General features: G+C 55.2%; 20 protein-coding genes. 11 read left to right on the forward strand and 9 right to left on the reverse strand.

Annotated elements, in window-relative coordinates; genetic code table 11:
- Nucleotides 1–113: 113 nt before the first annotated feature.
- Nucleotides 114–797 carry an oligogalacturonate-specific porin KdgM family protein gene (locus CU081_RS08410; RefSeq protein ID WP_003862842.1) on the forward strand — a complete coding sequence of 228 codons (684 nt, stop codon included), beginning with the start codon at nucleotides 114–116 and terminating at the stop codon, nucleotides 795–797.
- A gap of 187 nt (nucleotides 798–984) precedes the next feature.
- Here the strand turns inward: CU081_RS08410 and CU081_RS08415 are convergent, their stop codons facing one another.
- Nucleotides 985–2160, reverse strand: a complete 1176-nt coding sequence (locus CU081_RS08415; protein ID WP_003862840.1) for an oligogalacturonate lyase family protein — start codon at nucleotides 2158–2160, stop codon at nucleotides 985–987.
- Nucleotides 2161–2460: 300 nt separating this feature from the next.
- Between CU081_RS08415 and kduI the strand changes: the two genes are divergently transcribed.
- From kduI to araE, 3 genes are all read left to right on the forward strand, one after another.
- Nucleotides 2461–3297: a 5-dehydro-4-deoxy-D-glucuronate isomerase gene (gene kduI / locus CU081_RS08420; RefSeq protein WP_003862837.1), complete on the forward strand. Its 837-nt coding sequence runs from the start codon at nucleotides 2461–2463 to the stop codon at nucleotides 3295–3297.
- Nucleotides 3298–3360: 63 nt separating this feature from the next.
- Nucleotides 3361–4122, forward strand: a complete 762-nt coding sequence (kduD, locus tag CU081_RS08425) for a 2-dehydro-3-deoxy-D-gluconate 5-dehydrogenase KduD (RefSeq protein ID WP_003862835.1) — start codon at nucleotides 3361–3363, stop codon at nucleotides 4120–4122.
- Between the two features lie 312 nt (nucleotides 4123–4434).
- Nucleotides 4435–5850 (forward strand): arabinose-proton symporter AraE, encoded by a 1416-nt coding sequence (gene araE / locus CU081_RS08430; RefSeq protein WP_003862834.1) that lies wholly within the window; start codon nucleotides 4435–4437, stop codon nucleotides 5848–5850.
- 82 nt (nucleotides 5851–5932) lie between these two features.
- On the opposite strand, the gene CU081_RS08435 is transcribed toward araE, so the two are convergent.
- Genes CU081_RS08435 through CU081_RS08450 form a run of 4 tightly spaced genes read right to left on the reverse strand, consistent with a single transcriptional unit; the run spans nucleotide 5933 to nucleotide 10158 of the window.
- Nucleotides 5933–7219, reverse strand: a complete 1287-nt coding sequence (locus CU081_RS08435; protein WP_058647459.1) for an ABC transporter substrate-binding protein — start codon at nucleotides 7217–7219, stop codon at nucleotides 5933–5935.
- Between the two features lie 13 nt (nucleotides 7220–7232).
- The gene (locus CU081_RS08440) at nucleotides 7233–8360 is read right to left on the reverse strand and encodes an ABC transporter ATP-binding protein (RefSeq protein WP_003862829.1); all 1128 of its coding nucleotides are present in this window, start codon (nucleotides 8358–8360) and stop codon (nucleotides 7233–7235) included.
- 12 nt (nucleotides 8361–8372) lie between these two features.
- Complete coding sequence (locus CU081_RS08445) at nucleotides 8373–9275, reverse strand: carbohydrate ABC transporter permease (RefSeq protein WP_003862827.1); 903 nt, start codon at nucleotides 9273–9275, stop codon at nucleotides 8373–8375.
- Entirely contained in the window at nucleotides 9268–10158 is an 891-nt protein-coding gene (locus CU081_RS08450) for a carbohydrate ABC transporter permease (protein ID WP_003862825.1), read from the reverse strand. The genes CU081_RS08445 and CU081_RS08450 overlap by 8 nt, the downstream gene beginning before the upstream one ends.
- A gap of 544 nt (nucleotides 10159–10702) precedes the next feature.
- Between CU081_RS08450 and wzz(fepE) the strand changes: the two genes are divergently transcribed.
- Complete coding sequence (wzz(fepE), locus tag CU081_RS08460) at nucleotides 10703–11839, forward strand: LPS O-antigen length regulator Wzz(fepE) (protein WP_003862823.1); 1137 nt, start codon at nucleotides 10703–10705, stop codon at nucleotides 11837–11839.
- A 33-nt stretch (nucleotides 11840–11872) separates the two neighbouring features.
- Here wzz(fepE) and CU081_RS08465 read toward each other — a convergent pair whose 3' ends face one another.
- Nucleotides 11873–12196, reverse strand: a complete 324-nt coding sequence (locus CU081_RS08465; protein WP_003862821.1) for a cupin domain-containing protein — start codon at nucleotides 12194–12196, stop codon at nucleotides 11873–11875.
- A gap of 135 nt (nucleotides 12197–12331) precedes the next feature.
- Between CU081_RS08465 and CU081_RS08470 the strand changes: the two genes are divergently transcribed.
- Entirely contained in the window at nucleotides 12332–13024 is a 693-nt protein-coding gene (locus tag CU081_RS08470; protein ID WP_003862819.1) for an aspartate/glutamate racemase, read from the forward strand.
- On the opposite strand, the gene CU081_RS08475 is transcribed toward CU081_RS08470, so the two are convergent.
- Nucleotides 13019–13945, reverse strand: coding sequence for a LysR family transcriptional regulator (locus CU081_RS08475; RefSeq protein WP_022651792.1), 927 nt, complete (start codon nucleotides 13943–13945; stop codon nucleotides 13019–13021). The two genes, CU081_RS08470 and CU081_RS08475, sit on opposite strands and share 6 nt — an antisense overlap.
- A gap of 120 nt (nucleotides 13946–14065) precedes the next feature.
- On the opposite strand from CU081_RS08475, the gene lysA reads away from it, so the two are divergent.
- A complete protein-coding gene (lysA, locus tag CU081_RS08480; RefSeq protein WP_003862815.1) occupies nucleotides 14066–15328 on the forward strand; it encodes a diaminopimelate decarboxylase in 1263 nt (420 codons plus the stop codon).
- On the opposite strand, the gene CU081_RS08485 is transcribed toward lysA, so the two are convergent.
- Nucleotides 15298–16335 carry a LacI family DNA-binding transcriptional regulator gene (locus tag CU081_RS08485; protein ID WP_003862814.1) on the reverse strand — a complete coding sequence of 346 codons (1038 nt, stop codon included), beginning with the start codon at nucleotides 16333–16335 and terminating at the stop codon, nucleotides 15298–15300. The two genes, lysA and CU081_RS08485, sit on opposite strands and share 31 nt — an antisense overlap.
- Before the next feature lie 299 nt (nucleotides 16336–16634).
- On the opposite strand from CU081_RS08485, the gene CU081_RS08490 reads away from it, so the two are divergent.
- The 4 genes from CU081_RS08490 (at nucleotide 16635) to CU081_RS08505 (ending at nucleotide 20720) form a co-directional block, all read left to right on the forward strand.
- On the forward strand, nucleotides 16635–17960 hold the full coding sequence (locus CU081_RS08490) for a PTS sugar transporter subunit IIC (protein WP_003862812.1): 1326 nt from the start codon (nucleotides 16635–16637) through the stop codon (nucleotides 17958–17960).
- A gap of 7 nt (nucleotides 17961–17967) precedes the next feature.
- Nucleotides 17968–19395 (forward strand): glycoside hydrolase family 1 protein, encoded by a 1428-nt coding sequence (locus tag CU081_RS08495; protein ID WP_003862810.1) that lies wholly within the window; start codon nucleotides 17968–17970, stop codon nucleotides 19393–19395.
- A gap of 78 nt (nucleotides 19396–19473) precedes the next feature.
- Nucleotides 19474–20247, forward strand: a complete 774-nt coding sequence (locus CU081_RS08500) for a GntR family transcriptional regulator (protein ID WP_003862809.1) — start codon at nucleotides 19474–19476, stop codon at nucleotides 20245–20247.
- Nucleotides 20244–20720: a GNAT family N-acetyltransferase gene (locus tag CU081_RS08505; RefSeq protein ID WP_003862808.1), complete on the forward strand. Its 477-nt coding sequence runs from the start codon at nucleotides 20244–20246 to the stop codon at nucleotides 20718–20720. Before CU081_RS08500 ends, CU081_RS08505 begins: the two co-directional genes overlap by 4 nt.
- On the opposite strand, the gene galR is transcribed toward CU081_RS08505, so the two are convergent.
- Entirely contained in the window at nucleotides 20675–21697 is a 1023-nt protein-coding gene (galR, locus tag CU081_RS08510; protein WP_003862806.1) for an HTH-type transcriptional regulator GalR, read from the reverse strand. The genes CU081_RS08505 and galR overlap by 46 nt on opposite strands.
- Nucleotides 21698–21847: the final 150 nt, after the last annotated feature.

Below are 21847 nucleotides of genomic sequence, written 5' to 3' on the forward strand. Positions count from 1 at the left end.
TGCCAAAAAAAATGAAACAAATAATTTCGATCCTTGTCACTAAAATAACGGTGCATAAAAAATAAACTCAAGTTTCATAAAAACGAAACGTTATTTTAATTGAGGGTTTTTTCATGTTTAAGAAATCTCTGCTCCTTGCTTCCCTTATTAGTGCCTCTTTTGCGGCTAGCGCCGTTACCGTCGATCTGCGTCACGAATATATTGACAGCGGCTCGAATGCCGACCGTGTTGCCGTCTCGCACCGCTTTGATAATGGCTTCGGTTTTTCAGTCGAGGCGAAGTGGAAATCAGGCGGGGACAAGGCAGATCAGCCATTCGCGGATGTAGTGGGGAACGGTCACGAAGATCAGATTAGCTGGCGCTGGAAAGCGACAGACAATATCGCCCTGACCCCTGCGTTTACGATTGAAAGCACAGACAGTCGCACCATTTATAAACCGAATCTGCATGTGCAATATAGCTTCGATAATGGCTTCTACGTGGCTGCGCGTTACCGTTACGAATATACTCGCTACCCGTCAAGCTCAAATAAGGACGATGATAAAGTTAACCGAGGCGATGCGTGGGTCGGTTGGGTATTAGGTGACTGGCGTACCGAGCTGAACTATGTTTACGCGAAAAGTTCTGAAGGCGTGGCCCGAAATAATAATAAAGATTATTCCAACGAATATAACGCCAAGCTGGCCTACAAATGGGATAAAAACTGGGCACCGTATGTGGAGGTGGGGAACGTGGGGGTTAAAGACACGGACGAACGCCAGACCCGTTTCCGTTTAGGTGTGGCGTACTCCTTCTGATAATTCAGTTCCTTCGCTAAAAACCGCCGGGTGGCGCTAACGCTTACCCGGCCTACACATTCTTTCCAATCCATTTTTTCGTAGGCCGGGTAAGCGAAGCGCCACCCGGCAAAAAGCGCCGCGCAATCACCCAAAAAAAAGCCCTCCGAATCGGAGGGCAAGGCCAGTTACAGAAACACTAACTCATTCAGGCATGCAACATTTCAGGTTGCTCGGGGAGTTTCGCGATATAGAGGGCCGGTTTGCCGTCTTTATCGGAACTGTACAGCACCGCTTTTTCGTCCGGGGTGAAGGACGGATGCGGGTGGGTTACCTGGCGGCTGTTCGCCACCGTAGCCCATGAGGTGTCATGACGGGCGATACGGTAATAAGCTTTCTTCGCCACGTCAAAGGCATACAGATAAGGATCGTTATCGATGGTGTAGCCGCCGGTGTCTTTCACGTCAACAGGCGTACCGGAACCGTCGCCAACCAGCATGCTGCCGTCAACGTTGCTCATCAGATGCGAACAGGCGGGCATGTTCATTACCGCTTCATTCACGCCGGTGTCCGGGTTGAAGCGGGAGATGGTACGCCCTTGCTGACCTTTCAGATAAGAGACGTAGATCAGCGCGGACCCGTCCGGCACCCAAAATTCATGTGTACAGCTTTCACCTTCCGCGTGCGTTTTCACTTTCCGCACGTTGCTGCCATCTTCGTTGACCAGCCACATGCGGGCGTCGACCAGGTCGTGCGGCCCTTCATGACAGAAGGCCACGGTATTGTCATCGAACGGGCGATAAATCGGATGTCCCAGCCAGATCTTCTCGTCATGAATGGTGGTGCTTTCACCCGTTTTCAGATCAACGCGCAGCAGGCGGCAGTGCGGCCCTTTGTGGAAGAAGTCGTGGAAAATTTTCCAGTCGTTGAGTGGCGTCCAGTCACATCTGGCAATCTCAATACCCACCAGTTTGGTGCAGTCGCTGTTCGCGACCCAGGTGCCGTAGCCGACCCACTCTTCCGGAACGCGGTACACTTCGCGCTCTGCCAGCGTCTGTAAATCCACCTCCAGCAGGGTGCGATCGTTCTTCACATAGTAGAGGGATTTATCGTCCGGAGAGAGGAACCCGCCAAAGGTATTATCGCCCGCGCCTTCGGTCAACTGTACCGCTTCGGCGTTTTTCAGATCCAACAGGTAATAGTTCCAGTGACCGTCGAACTCCCCGGCGAACAGCAGGTGGCTGCCATCGTTAAAGAAGCACTTCTGGTAAAAGTAGTTGCGATGACAGGTTACTTCCGGTGGGGTCAGGCGGGTGACTTCCACGCCTGTATCCGGATCGCGGCTGACCTCATAGTTCAGCTTGACCCGCATACCTTTAGCCATAATGCACTCCTTTGAACGCGTAATGTAGGTTGAAAACTAGGTGATAAATTATCAAAACGTTGTTTCATTATGTGTGACTGACAGCGCACTTTCTCATTTTCATTAACCAGATTGAGGGTCTTAAAGATTTATCGTGATCGAAACTCCATTTCTGGCATAAACAGGCAGGAAAAATGAAACGTTGTTTTAAATGCAATTGAAAACCCCGTTGTCAGGGGATAATATGTGTTCATCACGAAAACGGAACGTTGTTTCGTTATTTATCTTTGCCTTCGGGCACGATCAATTCTGGAGGTTTACGTGGACGTCAGACAAAGCATCCACAGTGCGCACGCTAAAATGCTGGATACTCAGGGGCTGCGCAGTGAGTTTTTAGTTGAGCAAGTGTTCGAAGCCGACAAGTACACCATGGTCTACAGCCATATTGACCGCATTATTGTGGGCGGGATTATGCCGGTGGCGAAAACCGTCTCCGTGGGCGGTGAAGTGGGCAAACAGCTGGGCGTGAGCTACTTCCTCGAACGCCGTGAACTGGGCGTGATTAACATCGGCGGGCCGGGCACCATTACCGTCGATGGCCAGTGCTACGAAATTGGTCACCGCGACGCGCTGTACGTCGGCAAAGGCGCGAAAGAGGTGGTGTTCGCCAGCATTGATGCCAGCAAACCGGCGAAGTTTTACTACAACTGCGCCCCGGCTCATACGACTTATCCAACCAAAAAAGTCACGCCAGCGGACGTTGCCCCGGTGACCCTTGGCGATAACCTCACCAGCAACCGTCGCACCATCAACAAATACTTTGTTCCGGATGTGCTGGAAACCTGCCAGCTCAGCATGGGGCTGACCGAGCTTGCGCCGGGCAACCTGTGGAACACCATGCCGTGCCATACCCACGAGCGCCGCATGGAAGTCTACTTCTATTTCAACATGGATGAAGACGCCTGCGTGTTCCACATGATGGGACAGCCGCAGGAGACGCGCCATATCGTTATGCACAACGAGCAGGCAGTCATTTCGCCGAGCTGGTCCATCCACTCTGGCGTGGGAACGAAAGCCTATACCTTTATCTGGGGGATGGTCGGTGAAAACCAGGTCTTTGATGACATGGACCACGTCGCTGTTAAGGATCTGCGCTAGTCGCAGGCAGTTAAGCATACATCTGCCTGTTGCTGACAGGCGCTGAACGATTAAGGAACAAACATGATTCTGGATGCATTTTCTCTGCAAGGTAAAGTGGCTGTGGTTTCCGGTTGTGACACCGGGCTGGGGCAGGGTATGGCGTTAGGTCTGGCGGAAGCGGGCTGCGATATCGTCGGGATTAACATCGTTGAGCCAACGGAAACTATCGAGCGCGTCACCGCGCTGGGCCGCCGTTTCCTGAGCCTGACCGCGGACCTGCGCAAAATCGATGCGATCCCTGAGCTGCTGGATCGCGCGGTGGCGGAGTTTGGGCATATCGATATTCTGGTCAACAACGCCGGCCTGATCCGTCGTGAAGACGCGATTAACTTCAGCGAAACGGACTGGGACGACGTGATGAATCTGAACATCAAGAGCGTGTTCTTTATGTCCCAGGCGGCTGCGAAGCACTTCATTGCTCAGGGGAAAGGTGGCAAGATCATTAATATTGCCTCCATGCTCTCTTTCCAGGGCGGCATCCGCGTGCCGTCTTACACCGCATCGAAGAGTGCCGTGATGGGCGTGACCCGTCTGCTGGCGAACGAGTGGGCGCAGCACAACATCAACGTCAACGCGATTGCGCCGGGCTACATGGCCACCAACAATACCCAGCAGCTGCGTGCGGATGAAGAGCGCAGCGCGGCAATCCTGGAGCGTATTCCAGCGGGTCGCTGGGGTCTGCCGAGCGATCTGATGGGCCCGGTTGTATTCCTGGCGTCCCCGGCTTCGGACTACATTAATGGCTACACCGTTGCCGTAGACGGCGGCTGGCTGGCACGTTAAGTCAGCCCGAATAAAGAACCTCTGCCCTCGTGTAGAGGTTTTTTTTGCGCCAAAATTGGCTTTATCCATATCCATAAAGATGAAAAATCCATACTGAAAAGGAATGAATGACGGGTGTCACACATTTATTGCTTAAATATTAACTAATTAATCAAAAATAAGGTTAAACCATCCTGATTTGAAATTGTAATGTCCATCACAGATCGGTGTGTCGTAGCGAAATAATCCATATCTTCACCATTTCCGGCCTGACACTTTCTTCCGGTATCTCGTAATTTCACTTAACGAATTTCGCTGTTGAGGCAGGAAACAATGACATCTGTAAATGACTCTACCCTTATGCCCGCTGCGCTGCGCGATACCCGACGCATGAACCAGTTTGTTTCTGTTGCGGCCGCCGTAGCCGGTTTACTGTTTGGTCTGGATATCGGCGTTATCGCGGGCGCACTGCCCTTTATTACCGACCACTTTACGTTAAGCAACCGCCTGCAAGAGTGGGTGGTGAGCAGCATGATGCTGGGTGCGGCCATCGGCGCACTGTTTAACGGCTGGCTGTCGTTCCGTCTCGGGCGCAAATACAGCCTGATGGTCGGGGCGATCCTGTTTGTTGCTGGCTCTCTTGGTTCGGCGTTTGCCACCAACGTTGAAGTGTTGCTGCTTTCCCGCGTGCTGCTGGGCGTGGCGGTAGGTATCGCGTCCTACACCGCGCCGCTTTACCTCTCCGAAATGGCGAGCGAAAACGTGCGCGGGAAGATGATCAGCATGTACCAGCTGATGGTGACGCTCGGTATCGTGCTGGCGTTCCTGTCGGATACGTACTTCAGCTACAGCGGCAACTGGCGGGCAATGCTTGGCGTGCTGGCGCTGCCTGCGGTGCTGCTGATTGTGTTAGTCATTTTCCTGCCGAACAGCCCGCGCTGGCTGGCGCAAAAAGGGCGTCACGTGGAGGCGGAAGAGGTGCTGCGCATGCTGCGCGACACGTCTGAAAAAGCGCGTGAAGAGCTGAACGAAATCCGCGAAAGCCTGAAGCTGAAGCAGGGCGGCTGGTCCCTGTTTAAGGCGAACCGCAACGTGCGCCGCGCGGTGTTCCTCGGCATGCTGTTACAGGCGATGCAGCAGTTCACGGGGATGAACATCATCATGTATTACGCCCCACGCATCTTTAAAATGGCTGGTTTTACCACCACCGAACAGCAGATGATCGCCACGCTGGTGGTGGGGCTGACCTTTATGTTCGCCACCTTTATCGCGGTGTTCACCGTCGATAAGGCTGGACGTAAACCGGCCCTGAAAATTGGCTTTAGCGTAATGGCGCTCGGCACCTTGATCCTTGGTTACTGCCTGATGCAGTTCGATAACGGCACGGCGTCAAGCGGCCTCTCCTGGCTCTCCGTTGGCATGACCATGATGTGCATCGCCGGTTACGCGATGAGCGCCGCACCGGTGGTGTGGATCCTGTGCTCTGAAATTCAGCCGCTGAAATGCCGCGACTTTGGTATCACCTGTTCCACCACCACCAACTGGGTGTCGAATATGATCATTGGCGCGACCTTCCTGACGCTGCTGGATGCGATTGGCGCGGCAGGCACCTTCTGGCTCTATACGGTGCTGAACGTGGCGTTTATCGGCGTGACATTCTGGCTGATCCCGGAAACCAAAGGCGTGACCCTGGAGCATATTGAACGCAAGCTGATGAAAGGGGAGAAACTACGTAATATCGGCGTGTAATGTCATTGCCGGGTGGCGCTTCGCTTACCGGGCCTACGATACCGTGTAGGCCGGGTAAGCGAAGCGCCACCCGGCTTTGTTTTTACCGCATCGCACGTCTCAAAATACGCTCCGCCTGACGCTGGAAGTCAGCGGCCGTCTCTTCCACGGTTTTCTGCCCGTAGTCGATATACTGCAAAGAAGTACCGAACTGCGCCACAATCTGTGGGTCGTCAAAGTATGGCGAGACGGTGAGTTTCGCCGGCAGCGACTGCGCCAGACGCAGGCCTGCCACGGAAGGATCGTCCTCTTTAATGGTGCCGTCTTCGGTCAGATACTGCACCGCTACTTTGCTCAGCGGTACGCCACGCTCAAGACCCAGCGTATCGACCCCTTCTTTGCTGTTGAGCAGGAAGTTAATCAGCTTCGCTGCCGCCTCCGGGTTTTTGGTCGTCTTACCAATCGACAGCATCTGCGCCGGTTTGAAGAACAGACCTGCGTCGGTGGCGCCCGGCAGCATTGGGTAGTTGCCCAGCTCCAGTTTCGCCGGTGGCTTCAGGTTGTCGGAATATTTGTTGATGGTGGAGTTCCACATGTAGGTGCCGCCCCATTCACCCTGGATCCACGGCTTCATTTCATACATGTTGCTCTTACCGAACGAGGCATAGTATTTGGTGTCTGGCATGGCGTGGCTGTCGATCAGCTTTTTGTAGGTCTGGAAAAACTCTACCCACTGTTCCTTTGTGTAGCTGAACTTTTTGGTTTTCTCATCCACCGCAGGAATGTTGTACTTCTGGATCATGTACGAATTCAGCAGCGCCAGCGTATCCTGATGCTCCAGGATCACCGGATAGTATTGCTTGCCGAGCTTGCTCTCGAAGGTTTTACCGGCCGCCATCAGCTCGTCCCAGGTTTTCGGGTACGCAATACCCGCTTTTTTCCAGGTTTCGTCATTGAAGTAGAACACGCGCGCCGTCACCGAGATCGGAATGCCGTTCAGCTTGCCGTCCACGGTGGTGGTTTGCAGCTCTTTGGGATCGAACTGCGACAGGTCAATCACGTCCTTCATCTTGTTCAGATCGTAGAAGCCGTCACCGGTTTTCGAGAAGATCGGCAGCCAGTTCCAGTTCGTCTGCATTACGTCCGGCTCGGTGCCGCCCGCAATCTGGGTGGTCAGACGGGAGAGGTGACCATCCCAGCCGGTGTATTCCGCTTTCACGTTGATGTCCGGGTTCTGCTTATGGAACTCTTCCAGCGCTTTCAGGGTGACCTGGTGACGGCCGTTGCCGCCCCACCAGGACATCCGTAAATCCACATTCTGCGCCATCGATGGCAAAGCGGTAAGACCCAGGGTCGCGGAGATTGCTGCGCTTAAAAGCACTTTTTTCATTTTTATCACTCCATCAGAGAGAGAGGTTCTGTTCAGTTTTTGCGTCAAAAATATGACACTTGTTCATCTCAAACGTGAAATACACCTTACGATGAAGCCCCTTATCAATCATTGGCTTAGCTTCATCGGACGGGATTCGGGCGGTCAGTTCGTAGTCCGCGACCTTCAGGTACACAAAGAATTCGTGGCCCATGTTCTCAACGCGCACCATCTCCCCGCTACAGCCGCCGTTCGGGAAGGGCTCATCAGAGAGCGACACAAATTCCGGACGCACGCCGTAGTAAATCTCCTGACCCGCGTAGGCCGCGACTTTCTCCTGCTTCTCCGCGTTCAGCGGCATGGTTTCATCGCCAATGGCGATGTGCAGCTGGCCCGCTTTTTCGACCAGTACGCTTTTGCGTATATTCATCTCCGGCGCGCCGATAAAGCCCGCCACGAACATGTTCCTCGGCCTGTGGTAGAGGTTGTCCGGCGTATCCACCTGCATGATATGGCCGAGCTTCATCACGCAGATGCGGTCGCCCATGGTCATCGCTTCGGTCTGGTCGTGTGTCACGTAAACGGTGGTCGCCGGTTTTCCGGATTTCTTCAGCTGCTTATGCAGGTCGGAAATACGAATACGCATCGAAGCGCGCAGTTTGGCGTCGAGGTTTGAAAGCGGCTCATCGAACAGGAACACATCCGGTTTTTTCACAATCGCACGGCCTACCGCCACGCGCTGCGCCTGGCCGCCGGAAAGCTGGCGCGGCAGGCGGTCGAGCAGCTCTTCCAGTTCAAGAATTTTGGCAGCTTCATTCACCTGAGACTCAATCTGATCTTTCGGCAGTTTGCTCAGTTTGAGACCAAAGGCCAGATTCTCGCGCACCGTCATGTGCGGATAGAGGGCATAGTTCTGGAACACCATTGCAATACCGCGCTCTTTCGGCGCGAGGTTGTTCACGATCTTGTCGCCAATGCGCACCTCGCCGCCGCTGATGGTTTCGAGCCCCGCCAGCATGCGCAGGGTCGTGGATTTGGCGCAGCCGGATGGGCCGACGATCACCATGAATTCCCCTTCAGCAATTTTAAGATCGATAGCGTGTACCGCTTTAAAGCCGTTGGAGTAGACCTTTTCCAGCTTGTTGAAAATAACTTCAGCCATGGTATTTCCCTCTTAACCTTTAATTCCGCTGCTGGTGACGCCCTGTACGAAGTAGCGCTGTGCCAGGAAGAAGACAATGATGGATGGCAGAATGGAGATGCTCGCCATTGCCAGAATTTCGTTCCACGGCGCGCCTTCGGTGACATCGATGGACATTTTCAGCGCCAGTGCGATGGGGTATTTATCCACGCTGTAGACGTAAATCAGCGGCCCGATAAAGTCGTTCATGGACCACATGAACTGGAACAGGGCGACGGAGATAATGGCCGGTTTCAGGATCGGCACTACCACGTACCACAGCACCTGAATGGAGTTACAGCCGTCAATCTGCGCCGCCTCTTCCATGTCACGCGGGACGCCGCGCAGGAACTGGATCAGCATGAAGACGAAGAACCCCTGAGTGGCGAAGGCCAGCGGCAGGTACAGCGGCATATAGCTGTTGAGCATGCCCATTTCACGGAACATCAGGTACTGCGGGATCAGCAGCACGGTGCTGGGCAGCAGCATGGTGGTGATGAGCGTGGCGAACCAGAACTTCTTCCACGGGATCTCGAAGCGGGCAAAGCCGTACGCCACGATGGTGGAGGAGATAATGGTCAGGATCACTTTCGGGATCACATACTTAAAGGTGTTCAGCATGTAATGGCCGAAGTTGTACTCGGTGCCGGTTTTCCAGCCGTTTACGAAACCATCCCAGGTGGCGTGGGCAGGCCACAGGCTCAGTGTGGTGAAGATCTCGTGGTTCGGTTTGAACGACGCGGAGAACATCCACACCAGCGGGTAAAGCATCAGCAGGCCGACAACCAGCAGAATCACATAGCGAACGGAGGCGTTGATTTTCTCTCTGCGCAGCGTGCGGGCCACTTCGCGTTCGGCGACGCTTCTTGCCGTGGAGAGTTGTTGAATATCAGCCATTTTTGCCTCCTTTATCGGCGGAGTAGAACACCCAGTATTTCGACGACTTAAAGGCGATACCGGCGAAGACGGCCACCACCAGGAACAGGATCCACGCCAGCGCCGCGCCATAGCCCATATCGAAATACTTAAAGGCGGTGTCGTAGATGTAGAGCGAGAACAGATAGGTCGAATAGGTTGGCCCGCCGCCGGTAATCACGTACGGCCCGGTAAATTCCTGGAACGCCTGCGTGGTCTGCATGATGAAGTTGAAGAAGATCACCGGCGTAATCAGTGGCACGGTCACCTTCATGAACATCTGCCATTTCGATGCGCCATCGATCATTGCCGCTTCATACTGGGACTGCGGTACGTTTTGCAGCGCGGCCAGGAAGATGACCATCGCGGAACCGAACTGCCAGACGCGCAGCAGGGTAACGGACATCAGCGCCAGCGACGGCTCGCCCAGCCAGTTCACCGGATCAAAGCCAAAAACGCCGATAAAGCTGTTCAGCAGGCCATCGATGGCAAATAAGGCGCGCCACAATACGGCAATGGCGACGGAGCTGCCGAGGATCGACGGAATATAGTAGGCCGTTCGGAAAAAGCCGATGCCGCGTAATTTAAAGTTCAGGACAAAGGCAATTCCTAATGCAAAGGCGAGCTTTAGCGGGATGGTTAAAAATACATAGGCAAAGGTCACGCCCATGGATTTCCAGAAGAGCGTGTCTTCGGTAAACATGTAGCGATAGTTTTCGATGCCGTTAAACACCGGCGGACTCATCAAATCGTAATCCGTAAAGCTGAGGAAAAACGATGAGACGAAGGGGAATGCCGTAAAGAGTATCAGCCCGATGATATAGGGTGATATCCATGCGAGCCCCAGCAGCTTGTTTTCATTCATACATACCTACCTGGCAATCAATGGTTTAATACGAAATCTGCTTTGTTACATTTTCCCAGGCCTGCGATGCGCGGCATGGGAGCTGAAATTCAGGGTGCAACGTCTGGCAACGGCAAAACCTACGTTTGTTTTTTAACGCTTTTTTGTCTTTCGTCGTGGTGTAAGCGCTTCGGGTTTCAAAAGAGCTGAACCGGTGTTCTTGGATACTAAAACATCGTTTTATTTTATATTATTGCGATTTATTTCTGCGTCATTCGCTTAATGGTGGAAATGTGATCAGCGTCGAAACGCTGTTTCAATATAGTGAGGAAGGTGGCATTTTTGACTTTCCACGGACGTTCGCCGCGGCCCATGAGGAAGAGATAATGAAGCAAAAGGGGAGCAGGAATAACAATAGTCACGCAGCGTGGCTAACTACCAGATCTGATAGCAGGTCTACAGATGTACCAATTCGTCATTCAGATAATTCTTACATTCTTGTATGATTTGTTACACCGGAACCAGTCAGGCAGAATTTCACTGCATCCTTAAAAGAAGAACAGTTATGTCAGCGATGGATTTCAAAAAACATACGGATCTCAATTTTCCTCACTATGCTCCCCCGGCGGTCAGCGTTAAAGAAATAGATCTTCTGGGTCTGCTGGACGTCCTGCTGGCAGCAAAAAAACGCATCATCACCATTGTCTTTGCATTTGCACTGGTCGGCCTGGCAATCGCCTTTCTGATACCGCAAAAATGGACCAGTAAAGCGGTCATTACGCCCGCGGAACAGACGCAGTGGAGTTCGCTGCGCCAGATGATGGTGGCGCTCCAGGTGCTTGATGTCGACGTGAAAATTACCCGTGCGGATGTGTTTAATCTGTTTATCAAAAAGTTTCAGTCCCAGTCTCTGCTTGAAGAGTACATGAAGAGCTCACCTTACGTGATGGCTCAGCTCGATGGCGCTGAGGTTGACCCGCTGGAGCTGCACCGCGCGGTGGTCAATATTGCCGAAAAGATGAAGGCTGTTGATAACACGCAGGAAAAAAATGCCGATAAAGCACCATACCTCTCCTGGACGTTAAGCTTCACAGCCCCAACGGCAGAGGATGCGCAGAAAGTGTTGAATGGTTACATTCAGTACATCTCCCGCATCGTCGAGCAGGAGACCATGCAAAACATTCGCGATCAGCTGATCCTGAGAACCAAAACGGTACAGCAGCAGCTGGAGTTGGATCGGGTCCGTCTGACCAATATCCACAATACCAACCTGCAACGCCTGAACTACTCGCTGGAAGTGGCGAACGCGGCTGGGATCAAAAAGCCGGTTTACAGCAATGGACAGGCGGTGAAAGACGATCCGGATTATTCCGTCGCCCTCGGTGCGGACGGGATTGCGCAGAAATTGCAGATTGAAAAAAATCTCAAGGACGTTTCTGAGCTGAACGCCGATTTCCAGAACCGCGAATACTATCTGGCACAGCTGCAAAAACTCTCCTTCGAAGATGTGAGCCTGGAGCCGTTCAAATACCAGCTTTCACCTTCTATGCCGGTGAAAAAAGATGGCCCGGGCAAAGCCCTCATCGTGCTGCTGGCGTGTATTCTGGGTGGACTGTTCGCCTGTGGCAGCGTGCTGCTGCGCGAGGCTATGAGCACCCGCAACCCGCTGCCGGAACAACTTCCTGAGCCGGTAACGGAATAACATCAAAAAAGGCGCTCAACTGAGCGCCTTTTTTTATTTCAGGAAATCTTCGCGTACCGGCGTAAAGGTATCCAGCAGGGTGCCGGGTTTCAGGCAAACGCAGCCGTGCATCACGTGCGGCGCTTTATAGAGGGTGTCGCCCGCGGTCACCACATGCTTCTCCTCGCCAATGGTGAACTCAAATTCCCCCGAGAGAACGTAGGTGAGTTGCTCATGCGGGTGGTTATGCATCGGGCCAATCGCGCCTTCCTCGAAATTCACTTCCACCGCCATCATCCTGCCGTCGTGCGCCAGAATACGACGCGTCACGCCGTTGCCCAGATCCTCAAGCGTGGTCTCTTTATGGAAAATAAACATATTTTCGCCCTGTTATGTAATGAAACATTGTTTCAATTAACTTATCTCACCCGCCGAGAAAAGGAAACGTTTAGCCAAATAACTGGAAAGGCGATCACAAGTTTGCTTCACTGGGTGAAACGCACAGGAGGAAAGATGAAAACGATCGGTCTGTTAGGGGGCATGAGCTGGGAATCAACGATCCCGTACTACCGCCTGATTAATGAAGGCGTTAAACAGCGTATGGGCGGCCTGCATTCGGCCAGCCTGCTGCTGCACAGCGTGGATTTCCATGAAATAGAAGCCTGCCAGTCGAGCGGGGAGTGGGACAAAGCGGGGCAGATACTGGCGGACGCCGCGCTCGGGCTGGAGCGTGCGGGCGCGCAGGGTATTCTGCTGTGTACCAACACCATGCATAAGGTGGCGTCGCACATTGAAGACCGCTGTTCGCTGCCGTTCTTACATATCGCGGATGCCACCGGGCGTGCCATACGTACCGCCGGCATGACGCGCGTGGCGCTGCTGGGGACGCGCTACACCATGGAACAGGATTTTTACCGCGGGCGGCTGAGCAGCCAGTTCGGGATTGAAAGCCTGATCCCGGAGGAGGCTGACCGGGCGCACATTAACCAGATTATTTTTGATGAGCTGTGTCTGGGCACCTTCAGCGAAGCTTCGCGCGCCTGGTACGTCAGCGTGATAGAGAAACTGGCGCAGCAGGGAGCGGAAGGGGTCATCTTCGGCTGTACCGAAATCGGTCTGCTGGTGCCGGCAGACCGAAGCCCGATACCGGTCTTCGATACCGCCGCCATCCATGCCGCGGATGCGGTGGAGTTTATGCTGTCATAAAGGTTTTTGCAGGTCAGGTAAGCGAAGCGCCACCTGACGCGCGTGCGCAATCAGATGTTCACTAAAGGCATCAACCAGCGCTGAGGCGGGCCGGTGCAGCGGGCGGATCAGGCTCACGGTAAAGGGAACGGAAACGCTAAAACGGCGCAGAACCACGCCGCTGCTGGCGTAGTCCATGGCCGTGAGCGGGTTCACCACCGAAATACCCACGCCCGCGCGCACCATCGCGCAAATTGACGCCGCACTGTGCGTTTCCATCACCATCCGCCGCTTCACCTGATGTTCGGCAAACAGGCCATCCAGAAGCTGCCGGTAGCTGTCGGTCTGCGACAGGCTGATATAGTTCTCACCGTGAAAATCCGCCGGTGTCAGCACGGTTTTGTGGGCAAGCGGGTGGCTGGCAGGCAGCACGCAGACCTCATCCAGCGACAGCAGCTCCGTGCGTTCCGTTCCCGCTGGCGTGACGAGGGTTTCAGTCAGACCCAGATCGTGGCGCTGGGCCGAAAGCCACTCCTCCAGCAGCGGCGACTCCTGCGGCACGATGGTCAGGCTGACCTCCGGATAGCGGGCCAGAAACGGCTGTAACAGTACCGGCAGGAATGACTGGGAAAAGACCGGCAGGCAGACGATGGACAGTTCGCCCTGGCGGAACTCCCTCAGGCTCTCTGCCGCGCTCACGATCCTGTCCAGCCCGTACCAGGAGCGCTGAACCTCCTCAAACAGACGTAAACCCTGCACCGTTGGATGCAGCCTGCCGCGGGTGCGTTCAAACAGCTTCAGCCCCAGCACTTTCTCAAAACGCGCCAGCTCGCGGCTGACCGTCGGCTGCGAGGTGTGCAGCATGTGCGCGGCTTCAGTGAGATTGCTGGTGGTCATCACCGCATGAAAAATCTCGATATGGCGTAGGTTAACGGCGGGCATAGGGCACCTGATGGCTGAGCGTGTTCCATATCATTTTTGCATAGACTCACGATAAAACGATATTTTTTATTCTCTTCAGGCTATGGCGTAATGATAAAAAACAGATTTCCGGAGACGACCATGCCACGCCCGCTCAACCAGACCGAAACCGATTTAAACGCCGATAACCTGCTGCGCCTGCCTGCCGAATTCGGCTGTCCGGTGTGGGTCTACGATGCGCAGATTGTCCGCGAGAAGATCGCCGCGCTGCATCAGTTTGACGTGGTGCGTTTTGCGCAGAAAGCCTGCTCCAATATTCATATTCTGCGCCTGATGCGCGAGCAGGGCGTGAAGGTTGACTCCGTATCGCTGGGTGAGATCGAACGTGCGCTGGCGGCCGGGTTTGATCCGAAAGCCGACAGCGACGCGATCGTCTTCACCGCTGACCTGATAGACGACGCCACGCTGGCGCGCGTGCACGAGCTGCAAATCCCGGTCAATGCTGGTTCGGTGGATATGCTGGAACAGCTTGGGCAGGTCTCTCCTGGCCATCGCGTCTGGCTGCGCGTCAACCCGGGCTTTGGTCACGGCCACAGTCAGAAAACCAACACTGGGGGCGAAAACAGTAAACACGGGATCTGGTATGCCGATATGCCTGCGGCGCTGGAGGTTTTACAACGCTACAACCTCAAGCTGGTGGGCATTCACATGCATATCGGGTCCGGCGTGGATTATGGCCATCTTGAGCAGGTCTGTGGCGCAATGGTGCGTCAGGTTATCGATTTTGGTCAGGATCTGGAGGCGATCTCCGCCGGGGGAGGGCTTTCGATCCCTTACCGCGAAGGAGAAGAGGCGATCGACACGGATCACTATTACGGCCTGTGGAGCGCCGCGCGTGACAGGATCGCTGCCCATCTGGGCCATGCGGTGAAGCTGGAGATTGAGCCGGGTCGTTTCCTGGTCGCCGAAGCTGGCGTGCTGGTGGCGCAGGTGCGGAGCGTGAAGGAGATGGGAAGCCGTCACTTTGTGCTGATTGATGCTGGCTTCAACGACCTGATGCGCCCGTCCATGTACGGCAGCTATCATCACATTACCGCGCTTGCCGCCGATGGCCGCGATCTGGTCAACGCGCCGCGCATCGAGACCGTTGTTGCCGGCCCGCTGTGTGAATCCGGTGACGTCTTTACTCAGCAGGAAGGCGGGAAAGTCGAAACCCGTTCGCTGCCAGAGGTAAAACCGGGAGATTATCTGGTGCTGCATGATACCGGTGCGTACGGGGCGTCTATGTCTTCCAACTACAATAGCCGCCCGCTGCTGCCGGAAGTGCTGTTTGATAACGGCGTGGCGCGGCTGATTCGCCGTCGCCAGACCATTCAGGAGCTGCTGGCGTTAGAGCTGGTCTGATTAAACCACGGCCCTGTTGTCACCGAATCGCGTAACACCAGCGTGCCGGTGAACGGCGGGATCGCTTCAACCGGCTGGTTTTTTGCCAGCCGGATCGCCTGGTCGATTGCCGTGACGATCATGTTGTCGATCGGCAAATATACCGACGACAGGGCAGGCTCCAGCCACTTTGCGCTGGGGGCATCGTCAAAACCAAACAGCGAAATATCCTGCGGGATCTTCAGCCCGGCCTGGTGTAATGCTTTGGAGGCGCCCAGGGCCATATCATCATTACAGGCAAACAGGGCGCTGAACGATGTCTTTTCCGCAATCAGCTCCTTGCACAGCTCGTAACCCCGCGTCATGCCTGCATCGCCGTATTTAATCCGCCGCTCGTCGAGACGAATACCGTGCTTCTCCAGCGCCTTACGGTAGCCCATCAGCCGCGCTTTACCCGTTGGGGTGTGGATCGGGACGGTGATACAGGCGATCTCCCGATGACCCTGGCTTATCAGGTAATCCACCGCTTTGAAGGCCGCGTCCTGCTGTTCAAAGAAGACGCAGCGATCCGCCGCCTGGCTCACTTCACGGTTAATGATCACCAGCGGCGTCTGCACGCTGTTGATCAGCTTCAGGATCGTCTTTTCGCTCATGTATCGCGTGTACAGCACGATGGCGTCGCACTTGCGGTCGGCGAGCATCTGCACCGCCTGTTCTTCCTGTTCAGGGGCGTCGTGACCGTCGGTAACAATCAGCTGTTTTCCGTGCTTTTCGGTCTGCCGTGACGCCTGCTGTAGCAAACGACCAAAGTAAAAACCGTCGAACGTCGAGACGACAAGACCAATGCTGTTGCTGGTCTGGTTAGCCAGCGAACGCGCGAGAAAGTTCGGACGATAGCCCAACTCCTCCATCGCGCGAAATACCTGCTGACGCGTGCTCTCTTTAACCTGACCTGTGCCGTTCAGCACGCGCGAAACGGTGGCCTTCGACACGCCCGCACGCAGTGAGACATCCAGCATTGTTGCCATTCGAAATTCCTGTTTCCACGTAATGGTTTGCAGTTTAACACAGACCATCCGGCGCATAAGCGACGTGGGAAGGGCAAAACCCCATAACGATCACGCTTTTCGGTAACGATCCTCGCCCGCGGGATAAATGCCTGTCATTGGCATGCCAAAATGGTGATAAATCGCAATCTGGAATACCTCTTACCTCATTGAGAGCTTAATCACAGAACAAAGCGCCTGTGGACGCTATTTTTGGCATACCAATAGTATCCGGCTGTCCATCTTATTCAATAAAAGCCCTTTTACTGAGGTATTACCCTATGGCATTTCAGGAAAAACTGATCGACGCTCTGGGCAGTTTTGCCACCACCTTCAACAGCTATCGCTATATCCAGGCGATCAAGTCTGCGTTTATTACCTTAATGCCGGTCATCATTGTGGGGGCGTTCTCGGTACTGATCTCCAATATGGTGCTGGATCCGAAAAACGGCCTGGCGAGCTTTCAGTCGCTGTCGTTTCTGGCGGCGTTAAAGCCGATCACCAGCGCGCTCAACTATGCCACGCTTAACTTTCTCAACATCGGTGCGGTGTTTTTAATCGGCATTGAGCTGGGGCGTATTAACGGCATTAAGTCCCTGTTCCCCGGCCTGCTGGCGGTGATCTGCTTTATCTGCGTGACGCCAACCACGGTGGAAATGCTGGTGGACGGCGAGATGCACGTGGTGAAAGACGTGCTGCTGCGCCAGTTCTCCGATACCCGCAGCCTGTTCCTCGGCATGTTTATCGCCATCCTGTCAGTGGAGATTTACTGCTGGCTGGAAAACCGCAAGGGGCTGAAAATCAGGATGCCGGACACGGTGCCGCCGAACGTCGCCGCGTCGTTCTCTGCGCTGATCCCGGCCATTATCACCACCACTGCCATCGCCACCTTTGGCTTCGTGTTTCATCAGATTACCGGCATGTATCTCTACGACGCGGTTTACCAGGTGGTGCAACAGCCGCTGGAGCGCGTGGTGCAAAGCCTGCCGGGGATCCTGCTGCTGATGTTTGTCGCCCAGCTGTTCTGGGTGATTGGTATTCACGGCAACCAGATGATCAAGCCGATCCGCGAGCCGCTGTTGCTGGGGGCAATCACCGTTAACATGAGCGCGTTCGAGCAGGGCAAAGAGGTGCCAAACATCATCACCATGCCGTTCTGGGACGTCTATATGAGCATCGGCGGCTCCGGCCTGACCATCGGCCTGCTGATCGCCGTCATGATTGCCACCAAACGTAAAGAGATGAAGGAGATCGCTAAGCTCTCCATCGGCCCGGGTATTTTTAATATCAACGAGCCGGTGATCTTCGGGATGCCAATCATGCTCAACCCGATCCTGGCTATCCCGTTCATCATCACGCCGCTGGTGACGGGCTCGATTGGCTACTTTGCCACCGTGACCGGATTTGCCGGGAAAGCCGTGGTGATGGTGCCCTGGACCACGCCGCCGCTGATCAACGCCTGGCTGTCAACCGCGGGCTCCATGGGGGCGGTGATCACCCAGTTTATCTGCATCGTGACCGCGGTGATTATCTATCTGCCGTTTGTGAAAATTGCCTCACGCCGCGCAGAGCAGGCCGCGCTGCAACAAGCCACCGATAACGCATGAGGACCGGATGAGCATAAAACAGATAACTATACCGCAGGATTTTATGCTGGGCGCGGCGGCATCGGCCTGGCAGACCGAGGGCTGGAGCGGCAAAAAGCCAGGGCAGGATTCGTGGATCGATCTCTGGTACAAGAACGATCGTCACGTCTGGCACAACGGCTATGGCCCGGCGGTGGCAACCGACTTTATTAATCGCTTCCGTGAAGATGTGGCGCTGATGAAGCAGGCGGGCCTGACGCACTATCGCACCTCGATCAACTGGTCGCGCTTTTTGACCGACTATGAAAACGCCACCGTAGATGAAGAGTACGCCGCCTATTACGACGCGCTGTTCGATGAAATGCACCGTCAGGGCATTGAGCCGATGATCTGCCTGGAACACTACGAATTGCCGGGCGTGCTGCTGGAAACCTACGGCGGCTGGGCGTCGAAGCACGTCGTCGAGCTGTTCGTTCGCTATGCGGAAAAAGTGTTTGAGCGCTTTCACGGCAAAGTCACCCGCTGGTTTACCTTCAACGAGCCGATTGTGGTCCAGACGCGCGTCTACCTTGACGCACTGCGCTGGCCCTATGAGCAGAACACCAGCACCTGGATGCAGTGGAACCACCATAAAGTGCTGGCGACGGCGAAAGTGGTGAAGCTGTTTCGCGAGAAAGGGTATGACGGCTCAGTGGGTTGTATTCTTAACCCGGAAGTGACCTATCCACGCTCGCGCGCACCGCATGACGTGCGAGCGGCAGAGATGTACGATCTGTTCTACAACCGCGTCTTTCTCGACCCACTGGTGCACGGGCGCTATCCGCAGGCGCTCTTTACCCTGCTGGCGCAGCATCAGGTGCAGTGGGACTACACGGCTGACGAGCTGGCGCTGATTGCCGACAACACCGTCGACGAGCTGGGCATTAACCTCTATTACCCGCATCGCGTCAAAGCCCCGTCCCGCGCCTGGCACCCGGAGACGCCGTTCCACCCGGCGTATTACTACGAGCCGTTCGAGCTGCCGGGGCGGAGGATGAACACCTCCCGCGGCTGGGAGATCTTCCCGCGCATTATTTACGACATGGCGATGCGGATTAAAAACGACTATCGCAACATTGACTGGTTTGTAGCGGAAAGCGGGATGGGTGTGGAGAACGAAGCGCAGTTTCGCAATCGCGACGGCATTATCGATGACACGTACCGCATCGCGTTTATCAGCGAACATCTCTACTACACGCTGCTGGCGCGGGAGGCGGGGGCAAACTGTCACGGTTATATGCTGTGGGCCTTCACCGACAACGTCTCGCCGATGAACGCGTTTAAAAACCGCTACGGGCTGATTGAGATCGACCTTGAAAATCAACGCGCACGGCGGGCAAAGAAATCAGCGTCCTGGTTCCGCCAGCTGCGCGATGAGCGTGTGCTGACGCTCAGGGTAGACGATGAATGGAAGTAAGCCTTCTGGTAAAATAGCGCACAAACTGGCCGGGAGGACGTCCGGCTCGCGCATTAACTGAAAAACACAGGTGAAAACGTGGATAAGGCTGTCATCCTGCCGGAAAAAAAACAGTACCAGGAGATTGGCGAGGATTTACGGGCGCAGATTATCCAGGGGCATTATCCCGTGGGATCGCGTCTGCCGCCGGAGCGCAACATCGCCGAGACGTATGGCGTGAGCCGCACTATTGTGCGCGAGGCGCTGCTGATGCTTGAGCTTCAGGGGACGGTGGATATTCGCCAGGGGTCTGGCGTGTACGTGATGCGCATTCCGGAGGAGCATGAAAACGAGGAAGAGCGTTTTCTGAACAGTGACGTAGGGCCGTTTGAAATTCTCCAGGCGCGTCAGCTGCTTGAAAGCAACATTGCCGCCTTTGCCGCAAAAATGGCGACGCGGGCGGATATCGACAACCTGCGCCGCATCATCGAGCAGGAGCAACGGGCGATTGCCGCCGACGATCGCAGCCAGGACAACAACAAAATGTTCCACCTTGTACTGGCGGGGGCCACACAAAACCAGATGCTGCTGGCGACCGTTGAAAGCGTCTGGCATCACATGGACAGCAGCCCACTGTGGCAGCAATTCAACGGCCACATCGCCAGCCGCGCATGGCGGCTGAAATGGCTCGGCGACAGGCAAACCATTCTCGCTGCGCTCCGCCGCCGCGACGTGATGGGGGCGTGGCAGGCGATGTTCCAGCATCTTGAAAACGTCAAAAAGAGCCTGCTTGAGCTGTCAGACGAAGACGCACCCGATTTCGACGGCTATCTCTTCGAATCGGTCCCTCTTTTCCAGGGGAAGCTGGTGTGAATATACTGCCGCTTCACGCTGCGCCGCAGTTTACACAGCAGGTGATCGACTGGATCTGGTACGCGTTTGGTGAAGGTATGCCGCGTGCCTTTTTCCAGAGCATTGTCGAGCATAGCCTGACGCCGGGCGAGTTACCGCTCACCTTTATTGCCGTTGAGGATGACCAGCTGCTGGGCACCGTTGGGCTGTGGCGTTGCGATTTAATTTCCCGACAGGATCTCCACCCCTGGCTGGCTGCGCTGTATGTCGATGAAGCCGCCCGGGGAAACGGGCTGGCGGGAAAACTTCAGCAGCATGTTATCGGCTACGCGCGACGCGCCGGGTATCACGAGCTTCATCTCTGGTCTGCCTGCCGCGACTTCTACGAACGTTACGGCTGGCACTACATCGGCGATGCGCTGGAATACCCGGATAAAACCGTCCATCTCTATCGCTGTTCGCTCACGGCTTCCGCGGGCGATACCACCGAGTGACGGCGCACTAAGGTTGGGCTGAACAGGTGAGTAATTTCCGGCGGCGGGCGATGCTCGGCCAGCGCTAACGCCAGTTCTGCCGCCTGCGTTGCCATGGTTACAATCGGGTAGCGCACGGTTGTCAGGCGAGGGCGCACGTAGCGCGACACCAGCACATCATCAAAGCCAATCAGCGAAATTTCTGCCGGGACGTCGATCCCGTTATCATTCAGCACGCCCATTGCGCCGGCGGCCATGGAGTCGTTATAGCTGGCCACGGCGGTGAAATTCCGCCCGCGTCCCAGCAGCTCGGTCATCGCCTGCTCGCCGCCACTCTCATCCGGTTCTCCGTACGCCACAAGGCGATCGTTGCAGGGCAGGCCGGCTTCGCGCAGCGCGTCGTAATAGCCCTGAAGGCGATCTTCCGCATCGGAAATTGGGTGGTTGGAGCACAGATAACCAATTCGGGTATGGCCCTGCTGGATCAGGTGACGGGTTGCGAGCCATGCGCCGTAACGGTCGTCGAGCGCCACGCAGCGGGTTTCAAAACCGGGAATAATACGGTTGATAATCACCATCCCCGGCATCTGTTTCATCAGATGGATCAGCTCGGCGTCGGGGATCATTTTGGCATGGACCACCAGTGCCGCACAGCGATGACGGATCAGCTGCTCAATGGCCTGGCGCTCTTTCTGTTCATTGTGGTAGCCATTACCAATCAGCAGGAAATTTCCGGTGTGATAAGAGACTTGTTCTACGGCTTTGACCATCGCACCGAAAAACGGATCGGATACATCCCCGACCACCAGCCCGATGGTTTCTGTCGACTGCTGGGCAAGGGCGCGCGCGTTGGCGTTAGGGTGATAATTCAGGTTTTCCATGGCGTCCTGCACGGCCTGGCGCGATGCATCACTCGCTTTAGGGGAGTTGTTGATTACGCGGGAGACGGTCGCGACGGAAACACCGGCCAGACGAGCCACATCCTTAATTGTCGCCATTCAATACCTTCTTATAGGGGTAAGCGTTTACACACTAACTAGTGTTGCGGAAAAGCGGCGCGCATTCAAGGGGAGCGGGTGAGCGTCCTCTGCAAACGTGAAGCAGAACATCCCTCGCGGTGTAATCGTTACACGGCCAGTCATGTCTGA

Origin of the sequence: Enterobacter sp. CRENT-193 (assembly GCF_002787395.1) — a bacterium.
In the GTDB taxonomy this organism is placed as follows: Bacteria; Pseudomonadota; Gammaproteobacteria; order Enterobacterales; family Enterobacteriaceae; genus Enterobacter; species Enterobacter hormaechei_C.